This is a genomic window from Haladaptatus paucihalophilus DX253 (genome assembly GCF_000376445.1).
Classification (GTDB): Archaea; Halobacteriota; Halobacteria; order Halobacteriales; family Haladaptataceae; genus Haladaptatus; species Haladaptatus paucihalophilus.
In genome coordinates this window covers 2,853,736-2,876,558 of sequence record NZ_AQXI01000001.1, presented here as the reverse complement: position 1 = coordinate 2,876,558, position 22,823 = coordinate 2,853,736, and the positions used below count along the sequence as shown (strand labels likewise).

22 protein-coding genes and 1 pseudogene are annotated in these 22,823 nt (G+C 65.0%); 13 read left to right on the top strand and 10 right to left on the bottom strand.

Annotation, left to right across the window (positions count from 1 at the left end):
• Positions 1-55 precede the first annotated feature (55 nt).
• Together B208_RS0115920 and B208_RS0115915 are read left to right on the top strand one after the other, a co-directional pair.
• The gene (locus tag B208_RS0115920) at positions 56-769 is read left to right on the top strand and encodes a hypothetical protein (protein WP_007981698.1); all 714 of its coding nucleotides are present in this window, start codon (positions 56-58) and stop codon (positions 767-769) included.
• A gap of 79 nt (positions 770-848) precedes the next feature.
• On the top strand, positions 849-1,739 hold the full coding sequence (locus B208_RS0115915) for a sulfurtransferase (RefSeq protein WP_007981700.1): 891 nt from the start codon (positions 849-851) through the stop codon (positions 1,737-1,739).
• Between the two features lie 33 nt (positions 1,740-1,772).
• Here the strand turns inward: B208_RS0115915 and B208_RS24450 are convergent, their stop codons facing one another.
• A complete protein-coding gene (locus B208_RS24450) occupies positions 1,773-1,928 on the bottom strand; it encodes a hypothetical protein (protein WP_007981701.1) in 156 nt (51 codons plus the stop codon).
• A gap of 174 nt (positions 1,929-2,102) precedes the next feature.
• Here B208_RS24450 and B208_RS0115905 point away from each other — a divergent pair, with 174 nt between their 5' ends.
• The gene (locus B208_RS0115905; protein WP_007981703.1) at positions 2,103-2,405 is read left to right on the top strand and encodes a HalOD1 output domain-containing protein; all 303 of its coding nucleotides are present in this window, start codon (positions 2,103-2,105) and stop codon (positions 2,403-2,405) included.
• 4 nt (positions 2,406-2,409) lie between these two features.
• Here B208_RS0115905 and B208_RS0115900 read toward each other — a convergent pair whose 3' ends face one another.
• Positions 2,410-2,871 carry a hypothetical protein gene (locus B208_RS0115900; RefSeq protein WP_007981705.1) on the bottom strand — a complete coding sequence of 154 codons (462 nt, stop codon included), beginning with the start codon at positions 2,869-2,871 and terminating at the stop codon, positions 2,410-2,412.
• Between the two features lie 550 nt (positions 2,872-3,421).
• A complete protein-coding gene (locus B208_RS0115885) occupies positions 3,422-4,114 on the bottom strand; it encodes an SDR family NAD(P)-dependent oxidoreductase (RefSeq protein ID WP_007981711.1) in 693 nt (230 codons plus the stop codon).
• A 142-nt stretch (positions 4,115-4,256) separates the two neighbouring features.
• Between B208_RS0115885 and B208_RS0115880 the strand changes: the two genes are divergently transcribed.
• The 10 genes and pseudogenes from B208_RS0115880 (at position 4,257) to B208_RS0115835 (ending at position 14,108) form a co-directional block, all read left to right on the top strand.
• Entirely contained in the window at positions 4,257-4,883 is a 627-nt protein-coding gene (locus B208_RS0115880) for an SOUL family heme-binding protein (protein ID WP_007981713.1), read from the top strand.
• 235 nt (positions 4,884-5,118) lie between these two features.
• Positions 5,119-6,300 (top strand): annotated as a pseudogene (locus B208_RS0115875) (LeuA family protein); the annotation flags it as partial.
• Positions 6,301-6,643: 343 nt separating this feature from the next.
• The gene (gene ilvB / locus B208_RS0115870; protein ID WP_007981717.1) at positions 6,644-8,479 is read left to right on the top strand and encodes a biosynthetic-type acetolactate synthase large subunit; all 1,836 of its coding nucleotides are present in this window, start codon (positions 6,644-6,646) and stop codon (positions 8,477-8,479) included.
• Entirely contained in the window at positions 8,476-9,195 is a 720-nt protein-coding gene (gene ilvN, locus B208_RS0115865) for an acetolactate synthase small subunit (protein WP_007981719.1), read from the top strand. Before ilvB ends, ilvN begins: the two co-directional genes overlap by 4 nt.
• Before the next feature lie 11 nt (positions 9,196-9,206).
• A complete protein-coding gene (gene ilvC, locus B208_RS23025; protein WP_007981721.1) occupies positions 9,207-10,268 on the top strand; it encodes a ketol-acid reductoisomerase in 1,062 nt (353 codons plus the stop codon).
• A gap of 91 nt (positions 10,269-10,359) precedes the next feature.
• Positions 10,360-10,599 (top strand): hypothetical protein, encoded by a 240-nt coding sequence (locus tag B208_RS0115855; RefSeq protein ID WP_232423820.1) that lies wholly within the window; start codon positions 10,360-10,362, stop codon positions 10,597-10,599.
• Positions 10,596-12,017, top strand: a complete 1,422-nt coding sequence (gene leuC / locus B208_RS0115850; RefSeq protein WP_007981725.1) for a 3-isopropylmalate dehydratase large subunit — start codon at positions 10,596-10,598, stop codon at positions 12,015-12,017. The genes B208_RS0115855 and leuC overlap by 4 nt, the downstream gene beginning before the upstream one ends.
• Positions 12,014-12,613 (top strand): 3-isopropylmalate dehydratase small subunit, encoded by a 600-nt coding sequence (leuD, locus tag B208_RS0115845; RefSeq protein ID WP_007981727.1) that lies wholly within the window; start codon positions 12,014-12,016, stop codon positions 12,611-12,613. The genes leuC and leuD overlap by 4 nt, the downstream gene beginning before the upstream one ends.
• Positions 12,610-13,590: an isocitrate/isopropylmalate dehydrogenase family protein gene (locus B208_RS0115840; protein WP_007981729.1), complete on the top strand. Its 981-nt coding sequence runs from the start codon at positions 12,610-12,612 to the stop codon at positions 13,588-13,590. The genes leuD and B208_RS0115840 overlap by 4 nt, the downstream gene beginning before the upstream one ends.
• A 71-nt stretch (positions 13,591-13,661) precedes the next feature.
• Positions 13,662-14,108: a VOC family protein gene (locus B208_RS0115835; protein WP_007981731.1), complete on the top strand. Its 447-nt coding sequence runs from the start codon at positions 13,662-13,664 to the stop codon at positions 14,106-14,108.
• A 4-nt stretch (positions 14,109-14,112) separates the two neighbouring features.
• Here the strand turns inward: B208_RS0115835 and B208_RS0115830 are convergent, their stop codons facing one another.
• The 7 genes from B208_RS0115830 to B208_RS0115800 all read right to left on the bottom strand — a co-directional run bounded on the left by B208_RS0115830 (position 14,113) and on the right by B208_RS0115800 (position 22,762).
• Positions 14,113-14,523, bottom strand: a complete 411-nt coding sequence (locus tag B208_RS0115830) for a hypothetical protein (RefSeq protein ID WP_007981733.1) — start codon at positions 14,521-14,523, stop codon at positions 14,113-14,115.
• Between the two features lie 57 nt (positions 14,524-14,580).
• On the bottom strand, positions 14,581-15,378 hold the full coding sequence (locus tag B208_RS0115825) for an ABC transporter permease (protein WP_007981737.1): 798 nt from the start codon (positions 15,376-15,378) through the stop codon (positions 14,581-14,583).
• Complete coding sequence (locus B208_RS0115820) at positions 15,375-16,379, bottom strand: ABC transporter ATP-binding protein (protein WP_007981739.1); 1,005 nt, start codon at positions 16,377-16,379, stop codon at positions 15,375-15,377. Before B208_RS0115820 ends, B208_RS0115825 begins: the two co-directional genes overlap by 4 nt.
• Before the next feature lie 46 nt (positions 16,380-16,425).
• The gene (locus B208_RS0115815; protein ID WP_007981740.1) at positions 16,426-17,742 is read right to left on the bottom strand and encodes an aspartate aminotransferase family protein; all 1,317 of its coding nucleotides are present in this window, start codon (positions 17,740-17,742) and stop codon (positions 16,426-16,428) included.
• Between the two features lie 10 nt (positions 17,743-17,752).
• On the bottom strand, positions 17,753-19,090 hold the full coding sequence (locus tag B208_RS0115810) for a dicarboxylate/amino acid:cation symporter (protein WP_007981742.1): 1,338 nt from the start codon (positions 19,088-19,090) through the stop codon (positions 17,753-17,755).
• A gap of 495 nt (positions 19,091-19,585) precedes the next feature.
• Positions 19,586-21,295 (bottom strand): dihydroxy-acid dehydratase, encoded by a 1,710-nt coding sequence (gene ilvD / locus B208_RS0115805; protein ID WP_007981744.1) that lies wholly within the window; start codon positions 21,293-21,295, stop codon positions 19,586-19,588.
• Positions 21,296-21,382: 87 nt separating this feature from the next.
• The gene (locus tag B208_RS0115800; protein WP_007981746.1) at positions 21,383-22,762 is read right to left on the bottom strand and encodes an FAD-dependent oxidoreductase; all 1,380 of its coding nucleotides are present in this window, start codon (positions 22,760-22,762) and stop codon (positions 21,383-21,385) included.
• Positions 22,763-22,823: the final 61 nt, after the last annotated feature.

The window sequence follows — 22,823 nt, the reverse complement described above, 5'->3', positions numbered from 1 at the left end:
CAACGAACTCACCGCGAACCCATAATCGTTAGGAACCCGGGTGTGATGGACGACCATGCAACTGCTGGTCGCCATCGACGACACCGACGACCTCGACAGCGAACTCGGCACCGGGAAAGTCAGTCGGCGATTGGCGACCCGACTGGCCGACGAAATCGACGGCATCGAACTGTACGGGAGCGTTCGACAACAACTGCTGGTGGACCCGCGCGTCCCGTACACGACCCACAACAGCGCGGCGTGTCTCGTCTTCGACTGTTCCGCCGAACCGTCGGTCAAGGGCGCGGCGGCGCTCACCGGTGACTATCTCGAAAGCGTGCAGGCTCCGAACGCCGACCCCGGACTGTGCGTGGCGTTCCGAGCGGACGTCACCGATGCGGTTCGTCGATTCGGCGAATCGGCGCAGAACGACGTGCTGGAGAAAGCCGACGCGTACGCGCTGGCCGAGGAGGTCGGACTCTTTCTCGACGAGTACGGCGGCACCGGCGACGGCGTTATCGGCGCGCTCGCCGCGGTCGGACTGACGTGGGGCGGCGACACCGGCCGGTTCATCGCGTTCGAGGGCATCCGGGAGTTCGAAGGAACGGTCGCGGTGGACGCGATTCGGGACGTGGGAATCACGCCCGTCGCGGACGACGGGACGGAAGTCCGGAACGGAACCGTGGAAACGCACGACTGGATTCGGCCGCAACTCCGCGGCGGCGACCCCGTGCTCCCGATGGAGCGGACCGACCGCGGAACGTGGATACCGCGGAACGTCATCGGCTAGCCGCCCACGCGTCGAACGTACCATCGCGCAGTAACGTGCCCGTTATTCCTAAGTGGAAATAAGGAGACGGTCCGGACGTATGTCAGAGACCGCGCGGGACGACGTTCTCGTCACGGCCGAGTGGGTCGAAGAGCACCTCGACGAGTTCGGGAGCGACGACCCGGACTACCGTCTCGTGGAGGCGGACATCGACTACGACGAATCCTACGCCGAGACGCACATCCCCGGCGCTATCGGGTTTCGGTGGGGTCCGCACCTACAGGATTCGTTCCAGCGCGACATCCTGAAGAAGGACGATTTCGCCGAGATGATGGGCGAACGAGGCATCGCCGACGACAGCACGGTCGTCCTCTACGGCGACGAATCGAACCAGTGGGCGGCTTACACGTACTGGCAGTTCAAATACTACGGCCACGACGACGTGTACCTGCTCGACGGCGGTCGGGAGTACTGGCTCGAAAACGACTATCCGACGAGCGACGAGGAACCGACGTACCCCGAGACGGACTACGAGGCCGGTGGCCCGTTCGACCACCTTCGAATCTACCGCGAAGGGGTCGAGGACGCGATAGAACTCGACCTGCCGCTCGTCGACGTTCGGTCGGAAGCCGAATACCGCGGCGAAAAAATCGCCCCGGAGGGAAGCCCTGAAACCGCCCAGCGGGCGGGTCACATCCCCGGCGCGACGAACATCACGTGGAGCGAGAACCTGAACGACGACGGGACGTTCAAGGACCGCGAGGAACTCGAAGCGATGTACGAAGAGTACGACATCACGGGCGACAGCGGCGTCGTCACCTACTGTCGTATCGGCGAGCGCTCCTCGATAACGTGGTTTACGCTCCACGAACTGCTGGGCTTCGAGGACGTGCGCAACTACGACGGGTCGTGGACCGAGTGGGGTAACCTCATTCGAGCACCCATCGAAGCCGAGACCGACGACCCGGCGAGCCGGGCGAGTAAAGGGTAGTCCCCCGGTTTCGGTCGGGGATTTTCCGTTCCGTTACGCTTCTCGGTTCTGGTCCCGTCCGTCTTCCGTTTCGGTTTCCGACTCCCGCGACTCGACGTCACAGAGGAGGTCGGGCGTTCGCTCGTGGCGCGGTGTCTGTGCGAATCGTTTGATTTGTCTGAAATCTTCGTCGGTTAATCCCGATTCCATACTAATCTTGGCGATTCTATGCGGTATATATCTATGCAAAATAGTGGGTTTTCTGAGCTATCGGGAAACAGTCCTGTCACTCCAACTTCGAAAATATATAGTTTATATATTATTCCCCAATTCATTTCGTGAGGTTTTTATATGCCGTCGTTGCCACCAAACAGTAGCCGAACTATGTCTCCGGGAAACCAACTGGCTCCCCCACAACCGACGGTACCGACGAACGAACCGCCGCGAGAGTTCACCGTCCGAGAGGGAGAGCGGGTGAGTGAGACGGTCATCCGCGCCATCTCAGAACAGGACGACGTGAGTCTGACGGACATCGTTCCCCTCTACGAGCGTATCGACCCCGACGCGCTGGACGATTTCTTCGAACCCACCTACGACGGCCGCTCATCGACCGCGACGAGCGTCGAGTTCGAGTACGGCGGTTACACCGTCGTCGTCCGCGGTTACGGCGTCGTCGAACTCCACTGACCGTCTACCGTCCCTTTTCGACCGCGGTCACGGTGACCGCTCGAACGCCGAACCCCTCCCGGAGAGCGCCCGCGACGGCCTCACGGTCGCGCGCCTCGCCGACCGTCAGTTCCGCGACGACATCGACTTCGATGTCCGTGGCTCGGGGGCGGAATCCGGCGTGTGCGACATCGTGAACGTCCCGAACCCGGTCGATCGCCGCGAGCGCGTCCCGTGCCGCCATCGTGAGGGTGCCGTCTGTTCCTCGCGGGACCAACACCGTGACTTCGGCAGTGACCGTCACTGCATGGAGTGCCTGTGGCATACTGCTCCCGCGCGATTCGAACGCGTCGTCATCCGCGACCCATCGAAACCGATGGGCCGCGGCGTGGGGTAGACCACTACCCGACAGGAGCGGTGGAACGGGGACGAGGCGCGACGGTGCGGCCGACGGCGACTCGAACCGTTCGACAGCGACGCCTCTCACGGGATTCGTCCGAGGACGAACCACGGCGTGGACGCTCGCGGACGCGTGCCCGTTCCGGCCACGACGCCCGTGAGTTGTATGACACCCGACACTACGCCGTCACGAAAACGAACGCCGATGCCGGGACGAAAACGAAGGTGAACCGAGCCGATGGCGGCTCGAACCCACGCGGAACGGGGTCTCTCTCGATTCGGTGAAATCGAAGAAAGCACCCGCCGTCGCTGGCAGCGGCGTCCGCCTTACGCGACGAGCGTGGGTGTGGACCGAAGGTGACCATCGGCGACACCATACCACCCGTCGCGTCCGCGGGAACGATTCCCTTTGGGAGAGCCATACCGGCCCTTCCACGCGGAAATCCCAACCGCGGACACCCCGCTCTCGAAGAGAACGGAGCGCATCGGGCGCGATTGGGTGGTAATGGTCATGATGATCACTCGGAGTCGGTCCGGGTGTATCATCACGTATTTTGGCTAATATAATAATCGTTGTGCAACCGAGAGAGTGTCTAGCACTCGCGCTCGACCGACCGCAACAACCACTCGATGACGCACTACCACTCGATGACGCTCCGGTCCCGCCACAGTTTCCCGCTGGGGTTTCCGGGTTCGAAGCGCGCCAACCACACCGGCGTTTCGGCCCCTTTCTCGACGCTCCGAGGCGCGCCGGACCCACCCATATCAGTCCGCACCCATCCGGGACAGACGGCGTTGACTAGGAGGTTCGGGTACTGCGTCGAAAGCGCGTCGGTGAACGCGTTGACGCCCGCCTTCGAGACGCCGTAGGGGAGGTGACCGGTGTCGATGCCGCCGTCGAACTGTCCGGACCCGCTCGAAAGGGTGACGACGCGGCCGCCATCGCGGACAGTCAGCAGCGACAGCGCGTGTTTCGTGACGAGCATCGGTCCGTGAAGGTTCGTCCGAAGCGTCGTCTCGATAGTCTCGCTGTCGAGCGAGTCAAGTTTTCCCGTCGGGCCGTACGTCGCGGCGTTGTTGACCAGCACGTCGAGTCGCCCCGCTTCGTCCGCAATCGTCCCGACGGCACCCCGAATCGTCTCCTCCTCGGTCACGTCGAGACGGACCGCCCGCTGGTCGGGTGCCGTCACGGCGTCCGGGTCCCGCGCCCCGGCGTACACCGTCGCGCCGAATTCGGCGAGTCGCGTCGCTATCTCCTCGCCGATGCCGCGGTTCGCGCCCGTGACGAGCGCGACCTGCCCGTCCAGCGAGTCGTACAGGTCGATGTTCATACGGGCTTCACGCCGCCCATCGCCATTCGTGTTGTGCCGGGATGCGCGACTGACCCCGCCGACCGCCGCCTCCCGACCCCACCGTTCGAATCCCAACGACGGGGGGAGTAGCTACTTGCCGGTCGCTGTCGTATGCGATACGATGGCACGAAACATCACGAAATCCGCCGCGCTCGCCCTCGGGACCGCCGCCGCACTCGGTGCGGCGTGGGTCGGGTGGGGTGCCTACACCCGGCGGACGACCGACCGAGTGCCGTACACGACCGCCCTCCACGTCGATGGCGTGGAGATTCGACGGTATCCCGATACGGTGGTCGCCAAAACGACCGCGGACAGTCAGGGGGAAGCCTTCCAACGGCTGTTCCGCTACATTCAGGGCAACAACCGTTCGCGGGACGAAATCGAGATGACCGCGCCGGTTTCGACCGGACGGGAGAAGATAGCCATGACCGCACCCGTCGCGTCCGAGTCGTCGGACGGGAGGATGGAAATGGCGTTCTTCCTCCCCGGCGAGTACACCGCCGAGGGCGCGCCGGAACCGGAAGACGAGGCCGTAACCATCGAATCCATCGAAGCCCGAACCCTCGCCGTCCGCCCGTTCTCGTGGTACGCGACGGACGCGCGGGTCGCCGATAACCGACGACGGCTGTTCGACACGCTCTCGGCGCACAACCTGACGCCGACGGGCGACCCGTTCCTCCTGCGCTACGACGACCCGTGGACGCCGCCGTTCATGCGCCGGAACGAAATCGCTGTGGAGTTGGAGTAGCGGCGAAGCGCAGCGGCCGAACTAACTCTCCTGTCCGAATTAAATCACCCCTCATCCAATTTAGTGTATTTAAGGTCATACTACCCCGTTGATGGCATGCGATTATGGCGTACCGTTCGCGGTTTTCGATATTCTGTTCGTTTGAAACGACCTGTCTAAGCACCACGCTTAAATAGGAGGTCGCCACTTCAACCGAGTACAATGTCACACAACGACATGACCCCTAACAGGGGGGGTCGAGTTCTTCGAGGGCACGTTAGCCCACACCGACGAGATTGAATCAGTTCGAATTTTCGACACGACGCTCCGCGACGGGGAGCAGACGCCGCGCACCTCGTTTACGCCGGACGAGAAACGCGACATCGCGGCGACGCTGGACGAGATGGGGACCCACGTCATCGAGGCGGGCTTCCCGGCGAACGGCGACGCCGAGTTCGAGGCCGTCCACGACATCGCGGCGTCCACCCGCGCGACGACCTGTGCCTTGGCACGAATCGTCGACGGCGACGTGGAAACCGCGCTGGACACCGGCGCGGAGATGGTGCACGTCTTCGCATCGACCAGCGACGTGCAGATAGAGGATTCGATGCACACGACGCGCGACGACGTGACCGCCCGTGCCGTGAAAGCGGTCGAACGGGTCGCCGACGCGGGCGCGATTCCGATGTTCTCGCCCATGGACGCGACGCGGACGGACCCCGACTACATGGCGGAAATCGTCGAGGCCGTCAGCGAGGCGGGTGCCGAGTGGATAAACATCCCCGACACCTGCGGCGTCGGCACGCCGAGTCGGTTCGCCGACTTGGTGTCCCACGTCCGAGAGCACACTGACGCGCGCATCGACGTTCACACGCACGACGACTTCGGCATGGCGACCGCGAACGCCATCGCCGGAGTCGAGGCGGGCGCGGACCAAGTGCAAGTCAGCGTCAACGGCATCGGCGAGCGCGCCGGAAACGCGGCGTTCGAGGAGGTCGTCATGGCCGTCGAGAGCGTCTACGGCGTCGATACCGGAATCGACACGGAACGCATCACCGAGCTGTCGGACACGATAGCGGAGTACAGCGCGGTGGACGTTCCGGTGAACAAACCGGTCGTGGGCGCGAACGCGTTCGCCCACGAGAGCGGCATTCACGCCGCGGGCGTCATCGAGAACAGCGACACGTTCGAGACGGGCGTGATGAAACCGGAGATGGTCGGGGCGCGACGCGAGTTCGTCCTCGGCAAACACACCGGGACCCACGCGGTACGGAAACACCTCCGTCAGTCCGGGTTCGCCCCGACCGACGCCGAGGTCCGACAGATTACGCGCCGGGTCAAAGACCGCGGCGCGGAGAAAAACCGCGTGACGGTGAGCGACGTACAACGATTCGCCCGCGAACTGGGCGTCGATTCTAGCGAGGAGGCGAACGCGTAACCATGGCCTTCCGCCGCTTTCCCACCCACCGTGAGCCGCGGCCACCCCGACCGCGCAAGAATTGCCCGGCACGTAAGGGCTATTTCGGTTGCACCTCGAATGGTGTTAACACAGATGCCACGACGACGTTCGACCCGCGGTTCGCAAGCGTCGAGCGTTGCGGCCGTGGAGCGCGTACGCATTATTGTAGGGGTCTAGCTACCCCTCACCTCTTCTCACCACCGAACCGGAACGAATCGCAACCCAACAGCACGACGCATACGCGCATATCGATGACAGGCACACGACCGCAATCAGACCAGTATCGACCGACGAACACCGACCGAACCGAGGTGGCGGATTCGTGAGCGAACGCACGGTCCACCCCGTTCCCCACGACGCGGACGAGGGGGAAGCGAACGCCACGGAACCCACGGAGGAACCGACCGAATCGGCCGTCGCCGATTCGAACGAACCGAACGCGACGACTGAGCCGACCGCGGACGAACCCACAACGGGCGCACAGTCGCTCGTCTCGACGCTGGAGGCCGCCGGTGTGGAAGCCATGTTCGGCGTGCAGGGCGGGGCCATCATGCCCGTCTACGACGCGCTGTTCGACTCGGACATCCACCACGTGACGATGGCCCACGAACAGGGCGCGTCCCACGCGGCGGATGCGTACGGCGTCGTCAAGGGCGAACCGGGCATCTGTCTGGCGACGTCCGGGCCGGGGGCGACGAACCTCGTCACCGGCATCGCCGACGCCAACATGGACTCCGACGCCATGGTCGCCCTGACGGGCCAAGTCCCCTCCGGAATGGTCGGCTCCGACGCCTTCCAGGAGACGGACACGACGGGCGTCACGGCCCCCATCACGAAGCACAACTACTTCGCGGGCGACGCGGACACGGTCGGAGATATGGTCGGCGAGGCGTTCGCGCTCGCCGAGACGGGCCGCCCCGGGCCGACGCTCGTGGACCTGCCGAAGGACGCGACGCTCGCCGAGACCGACGCCGACCCCGGCCGCACGGAAACGCCGGACACCTACTCGCCGCAAACGGAAGCGGAGTCCGATGCCGTCGCCGCCGCGGCGCGAGCCGTCGAGGGCGCGGAGAAGCCGTTGCTCCTGTTCGGCGGCGGCGTGGTCAAGGGCGATGCGTGCGAGGAGGCGCGGCAGTTCGCCACCGAGCACGGCATTCCCGTCGTGACGACCATGCCCGCCATCGGGTCGATGCCCGAGGACCACGACCTCTGTCTGTCGTGGGCGGGCATGCACGGCACCGGCTACGCAAACATGGCCATCACGCACTGTGACGTGCTGATAGCCGTCGGCTGCCGGTTCGACGACCGATTGACCGGCGGCGTGGACACCTTCGCGCCCGAGGCGGAGGTCGTTCACATCGACATCGACCCGGCCGAAATTTCGAAGAACGTCCACGCGGACTATCCGCTCATCGGCGACGCGGGGACGGTCGTCGAACAAGTCGATACGGAAGTGTCGCCCGAGGACACGAACGACTGGGGCGCGTGGCGCGAGCAGTGCTCGTCGTGGAAGGAAGAGTTCCCGCTGACCTACGACACGCCCGAAGACGAACCGCTGAAACCGCAGTTTGTGGTCGAGGCGCTGGACGAGGCGACGGACGACGACGCCATCGTCACGACCGGCGTCGGCCAGCACCAGATGTGGGCCGCGCAGTTCTGGACGTACCGCAGTCCGCGAACGTGGGTGTCCAGTCACGGTCTGGGAACGATGGGCTACGGTCTACCCGCCGCAATCGGCGCTCGGTTCGCGGCCGACGACGACCAGCAGGTCGTCTGCATCGACGGCGACGGGTCCTTCCAGATGACGATGCAGGAACTCTCCGTGGCGGTTCGGGAGAACCTCGACATCACCGTCGTCATCCTGAACAACGAGTACATCGGGATGGTTCGCCAGTGGCAGGACGCCTTCTTCGAGGGACGGCGGATGGCCGCCGAGTACGACTGGTGTCCCGAGTTCGACAAGCTGGCCGAAGCGTTCGGCGCGAAGGGCTTCGCCGTGGACGACTACGACGAGGTGGCCGACACCATCGAGGAAGCGCTGGCCTACGACGGCCCGTCGGTCATCGACTTCCACGTCGACCCCGGCACGAACGTCTATCCGATGGTTCCGAGCGGCGGTGCCAACGGCAAATTCGCCCTCTCGGAGGACCAACTATGAGCGGGGAAGACGCGACTGACGACCAGTCCGCGCAGAACCCGTCCGGAGGAATGCCCGGCACCGCACCCGACGACCGACCGCATCCCGACGGTCGCCGGAACGAACAGGGCATCCGAATCGACCCGGAAGCGGAGGCGGAACCGCGACGGCGAACCGCCGTCGTCTCCGCGCTGGTCGAACACGAACCGGGCGTCCTCTCGCGCGTCTCCGGGCTGTTCTCCCGGCGACGGTTCAACATCGAGAGCCTGACCGTCGGCCCGACGACGGTGGACGGCCACGCGCGAATCACGCTCGTGGTCGAGGAGACGGAATCCGGCATCGACCAGGTGGAGAAACAACTGGCGAAGCTCAAGCCAGTCATTCAAGTGGGCGAGGTGGACGACCCGGCCGTCCGCGCCGAGTTGGTGCTCCTGAAGGTCCGCGGCGACAGGCCCGACGAGGTGCACGCCATCACCCAGATGTATGAGGGCCAAACGCTCGACGCCGGACCGCGGACCATCACGGTCCAGATAACGGGCGACCAGCAGAAAATCGACGACGCGGTGGACGCCTTCCGCCAGTTCGGCATCATCGAAATCGCCCGAACCGGCCAGACCGCGTTGGCCCGCGGCGACACGCCGACGACGCCCGGCGAGGAACCGGGCCACTCCACTCAACCGCCCGAAGACCCCCACAGCGCGGAGGACAGTGAGACGACCGACACGACCGAAAACTGAAGATTACAACAATGACTGATCAATACGACGCGACGATATACTACGACGACGACGCGGACGACAGCTATCTGAACGACAAGACGGTGGCCGTACTCGGGTACGGCAGTCAGGGCCACGCCCACGCCCAGAACCTCGCGGACAGCGGGGTAGACGTCGTGGTCGGCCTGCGGGAAGGTTCCTCGTCCCGAAAAGCGGCGGAGGCCGACGGACTCCGAGTTGCGACGCCGACGGAGGCCGCGAGCGAGGCGCAGGTCGTCTCGGTGCTCGTGCCGGACACCGTGCAACCCGCCGTGTACGCCGACATCGAGTCCGAACTCGAACCCGGCGACACCCTGCAGTTCGCGCACGGTTTCAACATCCACTACGGCCAAATCGAACCGTCGGAAGACGTGGACGTGACGATGATCGCGCCGAAGTCGCCGGGCCACCTCGTCCGCCGAAACTATCAGGCCGAGGAAGGGACGCCCGGCCTGCTCGCGGTCTATCAGGACGCGAGCGGCGAGGCGAAAGAGGAAGCGCTGGCCTACGGCAAAGCCATCGGCTGCACCCGCGCGGGCGTGGTCGAAACCTCGTTCCAAGAGGAGACGGAAACCGACCTGTTCGGCGAGCAGGCCGTCCTCTGTGGCGGCGTCACGGAACTCATCAAGGCGGGCTACGAGACGCTCGTGGACGCGGGCTACTCGCCCGAGATGGCCTACTTCGAGTGCCTGAACGAGATGAAACTCATCGTGGACCTGATGTACGAGGGCGGCCTCGGCGAGATGTGGGATTCGGTCTCCGACACGGCCGAGTACGGCGGTCTGACCCGCGGCGAGGTCGTCGTGGACGACCACGCCCGCGAGAAGATGGAGCAGGTGCTCGAAGAGGTGCAAAACGGCGAGTTCGCCCAACAGTGGATCGTCGAGAACCAGGCCGGACGCCCGTCGTACCGCCAGAAGCGAAAGGCCGAGAAGAACCACGAAATCGAAGAGGTCGGGGACCGCCTCCGGGAACTCTTCGCGTGGTCGGAGACGGAAGACGAGGAATCGGAATCCGAAGAGAAAGAGCAAGAGCGGGTGACAGCAGATGACTAGCGATGTTCCGAAGGATCATCGAAAAGCGAGTAGCGCGGAACACCGTTCCGCGGACAGTCAAGCGGCAACGCCGCGAGACAACGGTGAAACCGTGAGCAGCGATGGTCCGGAAACGATGGGCGAAATCAGCCACGTCCACCCCTTCGCCGACCGCGGGGCGATGACGCGCGTGTTCAGTCGCGGCCGAATCGTCGCGGACGGCGGGGAACACGAATCGAACGACGAGGAGACGAAGACGATGGCCGACATCGAGCACGAAGCGCCCGCGGGAGCGGGTGACTCGGCGGGCGTCTTCGAACGCGGCCACGAGTTCCGGGTACAGTACCGATGAGCGAGGGAACGCTCTACGACAAGGTGTGGGACCGACACCGGGTGACGGACCTGCCGACGGGCCAAACCCAACTGTTCGTCGGCCTGCACCTCGTCCACGAGGTGACGAGTCCGCAGGCGTTCGGGATGCTGGAGGAGCGCGACATGGAGGTCGCGTACCCGGAGAACACGCACGCCACGGTGGACCACATCGTCCCGACCGCCGACCAGTCGCGCCCCTACAGTGACGACGCGGCGGAGGAGATGATGTCCGAACTGGAGGAGAACGTCCGCGAGGCGGGCATCGACTTCTCGCACCCCAAGTCGGGCGACCAGGGCATCGTGCACGTCATCGGGCCCGAGCAGGGGCTGACCCAACCCGGCATGACCATCGTCTGCGGCGACAGCCACACCGCGACGCACGGCGCGTTCGGCGCGCTCGCCTTCGGCATCGGGACGAGCCAGATTCGGGACGTGCTCGCCACCGGGACGATAGCGATGGAGAAACAGAAGGTCAGAAAAATCGAGGTTACGGGCGAACTCGGCGAGGGCGTCTCGGCGAAGGATATCGTCCTCGAAATCATCCGCCGCCTCGGCACCGACGGCGGCGTCGGCTACGTCTACGAGTATGCGGGCGAAGCCATCGAGAACCTGGACATGGAAGGTCGGATGAGCATCTGCAACATGTCCATCGAGGGCGGCGCTCGCGCGGGCTACGTCAACCCCGACGAGACCACCTACGAGTACCTGCGCGAGACTGACGCCTTTAGCGACGACCCCGGGAAGTTCGAGGAACTCAAATCCTACTGGGAGTCCGTCCGCTCGGACGAGGACGCGACCTACGACGACGAGGTGGTCATCGACGGCGGCGAACTCGAACCGATGGTGACGTGGGGGACGACGCCCGGACAGGGCGTCGGCATCACGGAAACGATTCCGGACCCCGACGACCTACCGGAAGACAAGCGGGAGACGGCGCGACAGGCACAGGAACACATGCGCGTGGAACCCGGCGAGACGATGGCGGGCTACGACATCGACGTGGCGTTCGTGGGTTCGTGTACGAACGCTCGACTGCCGGACCTGCGGCGCGCCGCAGCGGTCGTGAAGGGACGCCAGGTCCACGACGACGTGCGGGCGATGGTCGTCCCCGGCAGCCAACGCGTGAAGGCCGCCGCGGAGGAGGAAGGCTTGGACGACATCTTCCGCGAGGCCGGTTTCGACTGGCGCGGTGCCGGTTGTTCGATGTGTCTCGGCATGAACGACGACCAACTCACGGGCGACGAGGCCAGTGCGTCCTCCTCGAACCGTAACTTCGTGGGACGACAGGGCAGTCCCGACGGACGGACGGTCCTGATGAGCCCGGAGATGGTCGCGGCCGCCGCGATTCGCGGCGAAGTGACCGACGTGCGCGAACTGTCGGAGGTGGCGAGCGCATGACCGACAAAATCACGCACGAATCCGGAACCGGAATCGCCGTGCGGGGCAACGACATCGACACCGACCAGATAATCCCGGCGCGGTTCATGAAGGTCGTCACCTTCGACGGATTGGGGCAGTTCGCCTTTTTCGACCAGCGGTTCGATTCGAACGACGACCCGCAACCGCACCCCTTCAACGACGACGCGCACAACGGCGCGTCGATTCTGGTCGTCAACGCCAACTTCGGCTGTGGCTCCTCGCGCGAACACGCGCCGCAGGCGCTCGCCCGCTGGGGAATCGACGCCATCGTCGGCGAGAGCTTCGCCGAAATCTTCGCGGGCAACTGTCTGGCCCTGGGGATTCCGACCGTCACCGCCGACGCCGAGACGGTCGAGGCGTTACAGGATTTCGTCGAGGAGAACCCCGACGCCGAAATCGAGGTCGACGTGGCGGACGAGACGGTCAGCTACGACGACCGAACCGTGCAAGCGAACGTGGACGACGCCCAGCGACAGGCGCTCGTGGAGGGCGTCTGGGACACGACGGCGCTGATGAAGTCGAACGAAGCGGAAATCGAGAAAACGGCCGAGAGCCTCCCATACGTCGAACAATGAGCGAACAAATAGCGGTCATCCCCGGCGACGGAATCGGACAGGAAGTAGTACCTGCGGCACGACGAGTCCTCGAAGCCGTCGGACCGGAGTTCGAGTTCGTGGAAGGCGACGCGGGCGACGCAGTGAAAGAGGAGACGGGAACCGCGCTCCCGGACGAAACTCGGTCACTCGTCGCGGCATCCGACGCGACCCTGTTCGGCGCGGCGGGCGAGACGGCGGCCGAGGTCATCCTCCCGCTTCGGAGCGTGGTGGACTCGTTCGTCAACGTGCGCCCCGCGCGGGCCTACCCCGGCACGGACGCGCTTCGCCCCGAGACGGACCTCGTGTTCCTCCGCGAGAACACGGAGGGCGTCTACGCGGGCCACGAATCGCGGCTGAGCGACGACGTGGCGACGCTGACCCGCGTCGTCACCGAATCCGCCTCCGAGCGGCTCGCCGAGTTCGCGTGCGAGTACGTCGAGGGGCGCGACGAGGAGTCGTTCACCATCGCCCACAAGGCCAACGTGATGCGCGAGACGGACGGCGTGTTCCGCGACACGGTGGACCGCGTTGCGGACGTTCACAGCGTCCCGCACGACGAGATGCTGATGGACGCGCTGGCGACGCACCTCTGCTTGCGACCGGAGGAGTACGACGTCATCGTCTGTCCGAACCTCGCCGGCGACGTGCTCTCGGACCTCGCCGCCGGACTGGTGGGCGGCTTGGGCCTGCTTCCCTCCGCGAACATCGGCCCGGACAACGCCCTGTTCGAACCCGTCCACGGCACCGCCCCGGACATCGCGGGCGAGGGCGTGGCGAACCCCGCCGCGACCATGCTCTCGGCGGCGATGTTGCTGGAGCATCTGGGCTACGACGAGGACGGAACGGCGGTCAGGGCGGCCGTCGAATCCGTTCTGTCGGACGGCCCGCGGACGCCCGACCTCGGCGGCGACGCGACCACCGAGGACGTGACGGAAGCGGTGCTGTCGCGGTTGTAGCCATCTTCTTCTTTCAGGGCCAGACGGCGGCCGACCGGAACGACCATTCGCGCATCCCAGGAAGTGACCCTATGAACCTTCTCGACGGCGTGTACGAGACGCACGTGGACGTGGCCGATTTGGAGCGGGCGATGGTGTTCTACGGCGACACGCTCGGCCTCGAACTCGGGCGGCACGAACAGGAACGAAAAATCGCCTTCTACTTCACCGGCACCCCGCGCTCGATGCTCGGCGTGTGGGAGAAAGCGGACCCGAAGCAGAGCCACTTCGCGTTTCGCGTGGCGGAGGAGAACGTGGACGACATGCTCCCGTTCCTCGAAGACCGCGGCATCGAACCCCGCGCCGCCTTCGGCGTCGAACCGGACGAACCCATCGTCCACCCGTGGATGCCGAGCGCGACGGTCTACTTCTCGGACCCGGACGGTAACTCGCTGGAACTGCTGGCGGACCTGTCCGACGACCCCGACCCGGACGGGCAACCGATGCCGCTGAGCGAGTGGCGCGAGCGGCGGGAGTAGTCCGTCACGTCGCGCTCCAACCGTCGATTTCCCCGGCGTCGACGAGGTACGCGAGGGTATAGAGCGTGATGGTGGTCCATGCCCCCGCGACGTAGCTATTCACCGTCACGGTCGGAATGTCGACCGTGAACATCGTCCACCAGACGACGATGGCGAAGGCGATGATGACCGTCCCTCGCCCGGCGACGCCGATATCCCCGAACCATTCTCCGACGCGTTGCCCGAACGACGTATTTCGGGCGGGACCCATCGCCACCGCGAACGAGACAAAACCTATCGCGCCCCACGTCCACGAAATCGAGTCGAGCGGGGAGAGATTGATAACGAGCGGGATCCACATGAGAGCAGTCGACGCCACCTCCATCCACGTCGGCGGACGGTCGGGGAACCACTCGGAGACGGTTTCGGGGACCATGACAGTCCGTTATTGTAACCTGTGCTACTAATAAACTCGTGTGCCCGGCGAACCGTCTCAGTCGGTCAACCCGTACCCCTTCCGGAACAGGTACGTGTCGATACCCATCACGACGAGCGTCAGTCCCGTCAGGACGGCGAGCGAGAGGTTCGGGTCGAGTTCCGACGCGCCGAGGAAGCCGTATCGGACGCCATCGACCATGTACACCATCGGGTTGAGCATGGTGAGGTCGCGGTAGATGCCGGACGGGAGGCTGTCGAGCGTGTAGAAGACGCCGCCGAAGAAGACGAGCGGGCGGACGATGAACTGGTTCATCATCGTCAGGTTGTCCCAGTCGTCCGCCCAGAGTCCGCCGACCACGCCGAAACTGGAGAAGAGGAGCGTGATGACGAGCGCGAAGGCGACGAGGTAGAACGGACGGGCGACCCCGACGGACGTGAAGAACGCTCCGAGGACGGCGATGAGCGCCCCGACGAGCAATCCCCGCGTCGCGCCCGAGACGATGTAGGAGGCGACCATCCGCGAGTAGGACATCGGCGAAGTCAGCGTCTCCTCGATGTAGCGGTTCCAGCGCCCGTGGAAGATGGAGAAACAGGAGTTCTCGAAGGCGTTGGAGATGGCTCCCAGAACGACCAGGCCGGGCAAAATGAAGACGATGTAGGGGACGCTCTGGCCGTCGAACTTCATCATGCCGACGCGGTTGCCGAGGATGACGCCGAACACGGAGAAGTAGAGCACGTTCGTGACGAACGGCGGGACGAACGTGTTCCGCGGCCGACGGAGGAATCGAAGGATTTCGCGGCGGGTCAGGGTGACGAATCCCGTGAGGCCGGAGGTATCGGTTTCGCCGCTCACGCGCCGTCACCCCCGGCAATCGCGGCGAGGTCGGAATCGTCGCGGTCGTCCTCGTCGGGCGATTCGTTCCCCGTGGTCTCCCCGGTTCGCGTCATCTCGACGAACACCTCTTCGAGCGAGGTGCGCGAGATGTCGAAGTGGACGATTTCGAATCCCTTTCGGTCGAGTTCGCGGACGAGTTCCGGGGCGAGCAGTCCCGCTTCCGGGGCCGTGACGACGAGTTCGTCGCCGTCCAGTTCTATGTCCTGGATTTTGTCCCGACCGGCCGACAGGTGTGGCGCGGATTCGGGCGGGTTGCGGAGCGAAATCGTCACCTTGTCCGGTCCGCGACCCATGAGTTCCTCGGGGCTCGCCACCTCGACGATTTGGCCCGAGTCGAGGATGGCGACCTCATCGCAGAGACGTTCGGCCTCCTCGATGTAGTGGGTCGTGAGCAGAATCGTGGTGCCCGACTCGTTGAGTTCGGTGATGAGGTCCCACAGGTCGTGGCGCAACTGCACGTCCACCCCGGCGGTCGGTTCGTCCAGAATGAGCAGGTCGGGTTCGGTGATGAGCGCCCGCGCCAGCACGAACCGGCGTTTCATCCCGCCGGAGAGCCAGTCGAAGCGCGTGTCGCGCTTGTCGTAGATGCCGACCCGCTTCAGCACCTCGTCGGCGCGGTCCCGGGCCTCCGACTTCGGAATGCCGTGATACCCGGCCTTGTGCTCCAACACCTCCCGAATCGGGAAGAAGCGGTCCACGTTGAACTCCTGCGGCGCGAGGCCGATTCGGTCGCGCGCCTCGCGGTAGTCGTCTTCCACGTCCGCACCGAACACCTCCGCCGTCCCGCCGGACTTCTTCACGAGGCCGACGAGGATGTTGATGAACGTCGTCTTGCCCGCACCGTTCGGACCGAGCAACCCGAAAAACGACCCCTTCGGAACGTCGAGGTCGACCCCCTTCAGCGCCCGTACCTCCCCGTACTCCTTTTCGAGGTCACGTATGCGTATCGCAGAATCCATTCGAAAAACGGTAGTCGTCGGGTACGGTTAAGGGTGCTGAACCCGGTCAGACGTTCCCAAGCACGTCGTCGGCGTCGTCCAGATAGGCCGCCAACTCCGCCTCGCCGTGGGCGAACGAGAGGTGGTGGCGCTTGTACGGGTTCGGCGTGAAGAAGTGACCTCGTTCGCGCATCCCCGCCGCGAACTCGCGGAAGCGCTCCTCGTCCAGTCCGAGGATGTCCTCGTAGTTCTCCGGTTCGCCCGTCACGCCGAACTGGACGCTGAAGATGCTCCGGTGTCCGACGACGCGACCCTCGATGCCGTGGTCGGAGAGCAGGTCCCGGAGTCCGGCCCGATACTCGTCGCCGAGGTCGGTGACGTGGGACTGCACGTCCTCCTCGACGATGGTGTCGATGGTCGCGCGCGCCGCGGCGAGTCCGGGCAGGTTACCCGAGTACGTCCCGCTGATGACGACGCCGGATTTGTTGTCGCCGCCAGCCTGTTCGAGCAGGTCCGTTCGCCCGCCGACCGCCGCGATGGGGTAGCCGTTGCCAAGCGCCTTCGCAACGCAGGTCAGGTCGGGTGTGACGCCGAACTCGCCCTGTGCGCCGTGCGGCGAGTGGCGGAAGCCGGTGATGACTTCATCGAAGATGAGCGGCACGTCGGCGTCCCGCGTCACCTCGCGGAGCGTTTCGAGGAACTCCTGTCGAGGTAGAATGCAGCCGACCGAGTGAGGAACGGGTTCGAGGATGACCGCCGCGATGTCGTCGCCGTGTTCGCGGACGACCGCTTCGGCGGCCTCGCTGTCGTTGAACGGGACGACGAGCGTGTTCTCCACGGCGGACGAAAGCATCCCCTCGGATTCTGGATGTGGATCGCCGAGTTCGTCCTCCGGCGGGTAGACGCTCACGTCCACGTAGTCGTGCCAGCCGTGATAGCAGCCCTCGAACTTCAGAATCTTCTCGTTGCCCGTGTACGCTCTGGCGAGTCGAATCGCGTGATACGTCGCCTCGCTCCCGCTGTTACAGAAGTTGACCTGCTCGACGCCGGGGAGGAAATCGACCAGTCGCTCGGCGACTTCGACTTCGAGGGGAGCCGTCCCCGTGCCGTAGAGGACGCCGCCGTCGATGGCGTTTCGGGCCGCTTCGTCCACTCGGTCGTCCGCGTGTCCGAGGATGATGGGACCGAAGCCGAGGTGGTAATCGACGTACTCCTCGCCGTCGACGGTGGTCAGCGTCGCGCCGTTTGCGCGTTCGAACGCCACGTCGCCGGTGTCGTACGCCTGCGCCCGGAGCCCGGTCTGTGCGCCGCCCGGAATCACCTCGCGGGCGCGCTCGACGATTCGCTCGCTCCGCGTCGTGTCGGTTGTCGGTTCCGAATTCATGGACGGGAGGTTAGTCGTCACCCGTTATAGTGTTGAGTGCGTCGCTCCGACCGATGCTCTCGTCGTCGGCCCAGACGCCGGTGCCGAAGTCGATTGCGTCGTTCCACTTCGCCACGAGCGTCGTGACCGCGAGGTCGCCGGTGATGTTGTTCATCGTCCGCATCCGGTCGAGCAGCGGGTCGATTCCGAGGACGAACGCGATGGCCTGAATCGGCAGTCCGACCTGCGTGAACACGACGGTCATCATGACGATGCTCGCGCCCGGAACGCCCGCGGTTCCGACGCTGGCGATGAGCGCCGTGACGAGGATGCTCAACTGCTGTGAAATCGTGAGCGTCGTGCCGACCACGTTCGCGGTGAAGATGGCGGCGATACCGAGGTACATCGCCGTCCCGTCCATGTTGATGGTGGCACCGAGCGGCAGGGAGAAACTGTACACCTCTCGGTCGATGCCGAGGTTCTCGTCCGCGTTCGACATTGTGACCGGAAGCGTCCCGCTGGACGAACGGATGCTCAACGCCGTCACCATGGCGTCCTTCCCGCCGCGGACGAAATCCATCGGGGAGTGACCGACGAGTCCGCGGACGATGACGAGAAGGTACACTATCGATATCTGGAGGCCGATGGCGATAGCGAGCGTGGCGAAGAGCTTGAACAGGGAGAGGATGGCTTCCGGCCCCGTCTGGGCGAACAACGCGGCCATCAGCGCGAACACGCCGATGACGCCGTACTCCATGATTCCCCAGACGATTTTGAACATCACTTCGGCACCCGCTTCAACCACGTCGAACGTGGTCTGGACGCCGTTGTAGACGTCGGACCCCTCTTCGGCCTCGTCGCGGACGACCGTCAGGCCGATACCGAACGCTAGCGCGAAGAAGATGACGCCGAGGATCTTCCCCTCCGCCATCGCGCTGAAGGGGTTCTGGGGGACGATGTTCAGGAGAACGCTCGCCAGTCCCGACGCCTGTTTCGTCTCGACGGCCGGTTTCGCCAGCGCGTCCTTGAGGTGCAGTCCGACGCCGGGGTCGATGAGGTTCGCCACGCCGAGACCGATGGCGATGGCGACCCCCGTCGTGAGGAGGTACAGGAAGATGACCTGTCCGCCGACCTTTCCGAGGTTCTTCGGCGAGAGGTTCCGCGCCGCCATCACGAGCGTGAACACGACGATGGGAACGATGACCATCTTCAGCAGTCGGACGAAAAGGTCGCCGAGCGGTTGGAGGTTCGTCGCCGGTTCGCCGACCACGAGTCCCACGACGGACCCGAGGACGAACGCCGCCGCGATACGGTAGATGATGGCGACAGATCGATAGCGTCGCCATGCCCGTTGTACAACACTTGCCATACGTCTTCAATAGTATCCAAAAACAATGCAAAAACACTTCGATTCTCGGCAGAAGATGGGAATAAATTCCAATAATAACTATTATATTGAATATGTTTACATTTCGTGAGGGTGGTAATAGGTGGTCATCGATGGTCACCTCTGTCGTCCGGTTCCGTCCTCGCCGTTAGCGCTCGCGCTCGGTGGGGTAATCGTCGGAAAGAGTATCGTATGAACCGGGTGTCGTTACTCCCGCTTCGCGCCCGGATTCGTCACCGCGCCAGTTCCACCTTTTTCCGCGGTCGGAGGCAGAATCCGGCGCGGTTCTCGCCGGATTCCGCTTCTCCCTCGAAAAATCTGGACCAAAAGCCGAGTCACCCCGCTTCCGTCGCTCCTTTCAGTCGCTCCGTCGGGGGTTTCTCGGCCCGCTTACTCGGCTCACGGCTCCGTTCCGTCGCCGTTCGCGTCCGAGGCGCAAAGCGCCTCGTCTCGTTCGCGGTGGGGGTGCTTACGAAGTTACTCCCGCTTCGCGCCCGGATTCGTCACCGCGCCGTTGGCCGCCGACCCGAACGTTTCGCCGTATTTGGCGAGGACGCCGGAGTCGTAGCGCGGGGCGTCCGGTTCCCAGTCGTTCAGTCGCGCGTCGAGTTCCTCCTCGGAGAGGTCCACGGAGAGTTCGCGGTTCGGGATGTCCACCGTGATTTCGTCGCCGTCCTCGACCACCGCGATGGGTCCGCCGTCGCGGGCTTCCGGGGCGACGTGTCCGACCATGGGACCGCGGGTCGCGCCGGAGAACCGGCCGTCGGTCAGGAGCGCCACGTCGTCCTCGTGGCCCTGTCCGACGACGGCCGCCGTCACGCCGAGCATCTCGCGCATGCCGGGGCCGCCGCGCGGGCCTTCGTTTCTGATGACGATGACATCGCCCGATTCGATGCCTCCCTCTTGAACGTACTTCATCGCGTCCTCCTCGTTCTCGAAGACGCGGGCTGGACCGCTGTGGTGGAACTTGTCCTCCCCCGTGACCTTTAGGACCGACCCGTCGGGCGAGAGGTTGCCTTTCAGGATTTTGATGGCCCCTTCCTCGTGGAACGGGTCGTCCACGGGGCGGAGGAAGTCGGCGTCGGAGTCGCCGGAGACTCCTAGATGGTCGAGTTCCTCCTCGATGGTGCGGCCGGTCACGGTCATCGCGTCGCCGTGGATGTAGCCCCCGTCGAGCAGTCGCCGGAGGACGACGGGGATGCCGCCCTCGTCGTGGAGGTCCTTCATGACACGCGTGCCGCCGGGTTGGAGGTTGGCGATTTTGGGCGTCCGGCGCGAAATCTCGTCGAAGTCGTCGATGTCGAGGTCGATTCCGGCCTCCGCCGCGAGCGCGAGGAGGTGCAGGACGGCGTTGGTCGAACCGCCCATCGCCACCTGTACCGCGATGGCGTTCTCGAAGGATTCGCGCGAGAGGATATCGGACGGTTTGCGGTCGTTTTCCACCGCGTCCAACACGAGTTCGCCCGCACCCTCCGCGACTTCGTATCGTTCCGGCGATTCGGCAGGTGGACTGGCGGACCCGAGCGGTGCGAGGCCGAGGACTTCGCTGATGGTCGCCATCGTGTTGGCGGTGAACATCCCGCCGCAGGACCCCGCGCCGGGACAGGCGTCGTGTTCGAGTTCGACCAACTCGTCCTCGGTCATGTCGCCGTGGGCCACCGCGCCGACGCCCTCGAAGACGTTCTGAACCGTCACCTCGCGCCCCTCGTGTTCGCCGGGGAGAATCGACCCGCCGTACAGGAAGACGGTCGGCAGGTCGGTGCGGATGGCCGCCATCATCATGCCGGGGAGGTTCTTGTCGCACCCCGCGACCGTGACGAGCGCGTCCATGCGCTCGCCGAAGGCGACGAGTTCCACGCTGTCGGCGATGACCTCCCGCGAGATGAGGCTAGCCTTCATCCCCTCCGTCCCCATGGAGATGGCGTCGGAAATCGTGATGGTGCCGAACTCGATGGGCATGCCGCCCGCCTCGTTCACGCCGTCGATGGCCGCCCCGGCCACGTCGTCCAGATGGACGTTGCAGGGCGTGATGTCGGCCGCGGGGTTCGCCACCCCGACCATCGGCGAGGAGAGGTCGTCGTCATCGAAACCCATGGCGCGGAACATCGCCCGGTGCGGCGCGCGTTCCGGGCCTTCCGTCACTTCTCGGCTCCGCAACCCGTCGTCTTTCTCCGTGCTGTTGCTCATGACTGTGAGTAAGGGCGGCACGCCGAGTTAAAGCCTCCCGAAGCGACAGACCTTGCTGTCGAATCGCCCGGAGCGCTCGGCCGGGAATCACGCCCGCTGTCGAACGAAGTCAGCCGACCACCCGGACGGCTTGAGGACGCGCCACGCGACGGCCGGGCGGAACAGCGAACTGGGCGGGCGCTCCATCATCAACACCCGGACGAACGCGGTGGCGAGTTCGCCGTCCGTGTGCGCCTTGCGAATCAAGCGGGAGAGGTACCTGCCGACGAACTCCGTGCCGCGCGGTTTGGGACCCGTCGTCCGTTCGAACGCGAAGTCACTGCCGACCCCCAGCAGCCACGCGGTATCGACGACCGGTTCCGCGCGATCGAAAAAGCGGAGCGCGAGGTTCTCCCGACCGCCCGCGGACAGCGTGTGATGCAACACGAGCGCTTCGAGCGCGGCCACCGACATCCCCTGTGCGTAAACCGGATTGTAGCTGGCGATGGCGTCGCCGACCACGAGGAGACCGTCGGGGAATCTGTCGAGACGCTCGTAGCGGTATCGCCTGCTGGCGGGAAACGGATAGCGGTGGACGGCCTCCGCAACCGGCGGATGCTCGTCGAGCAACTCCTTCACCTCGGAAACGGGGAGGCTTTCGGCGAACTCGGTGAACCCCTCGAAATCACCCGGCGGAACGTCGCCGTGGACGCCGTTCATGTTCACCACCCAGCGGTTTCCCTCGACGGGGGCGGCCATCCCACCGCGGGTGTGCGGCGGCGCGGGCGGCACGAGGAACGTCCGGCGGTCGTCGGGCGGTCGCTCGACGAAGGTGGTGCTGTAGTGCACGTCGATGTGCACCTCGTCCAGCGGCGGCGGCGCGTAGCCGTGAGCTTCCAGCCACTTCGGCGTTCGACTCGTCCGGCCGGTGGCATCGACGACTAAATCGGCGCGCGCTTCCTTCCGCTCCTCGCCTTCGTGGAGCACGACGCCCTCCACGGTCGTCGCCGCGTCGTCACAGAGGAACTCCACGAAGCGACAGTTCGGGCGGAGATGCACGTCGTCGAGGTCGGACACGCGCCGTCGAACGACCTGCTCGAACAGCGGTCGGGTCGCGGAGACGTTCTCCATCGGCGTCGGCCCGTGGGCGAGAAAACCCCCTTCGCCGTAGAAGTTCACGTCGCTGGAGAAATCGACGACGACCCCGCCTGCGGAGACGAGCGCCTCGCTGAAACCCGGGAACAAATCCTCCAGCGTCGCCCGTCCAGCCTCCATGAGCGCGTGCGGTTGGCGTCCTTGCGGGACGCCGGGACGAGCGACCGACTCGTCGGGAAACGAATCGCGGTCGACGACCGTGACGTTCTCGAACCGGTCGGACAACACCCGCGCGGTAACCAGACCGGCCATTCCCGCCCCGACCACCACCGCCGTCCCGCTCCGCGCCGACGGATTTGCGCCGTCGTACCGCGGAACGGTTTCCAAGGTCATGCGGACATCCCTCCCCACCGCTGACTTCGCGCAGCAATGTGTTAATCATTACCACACCATC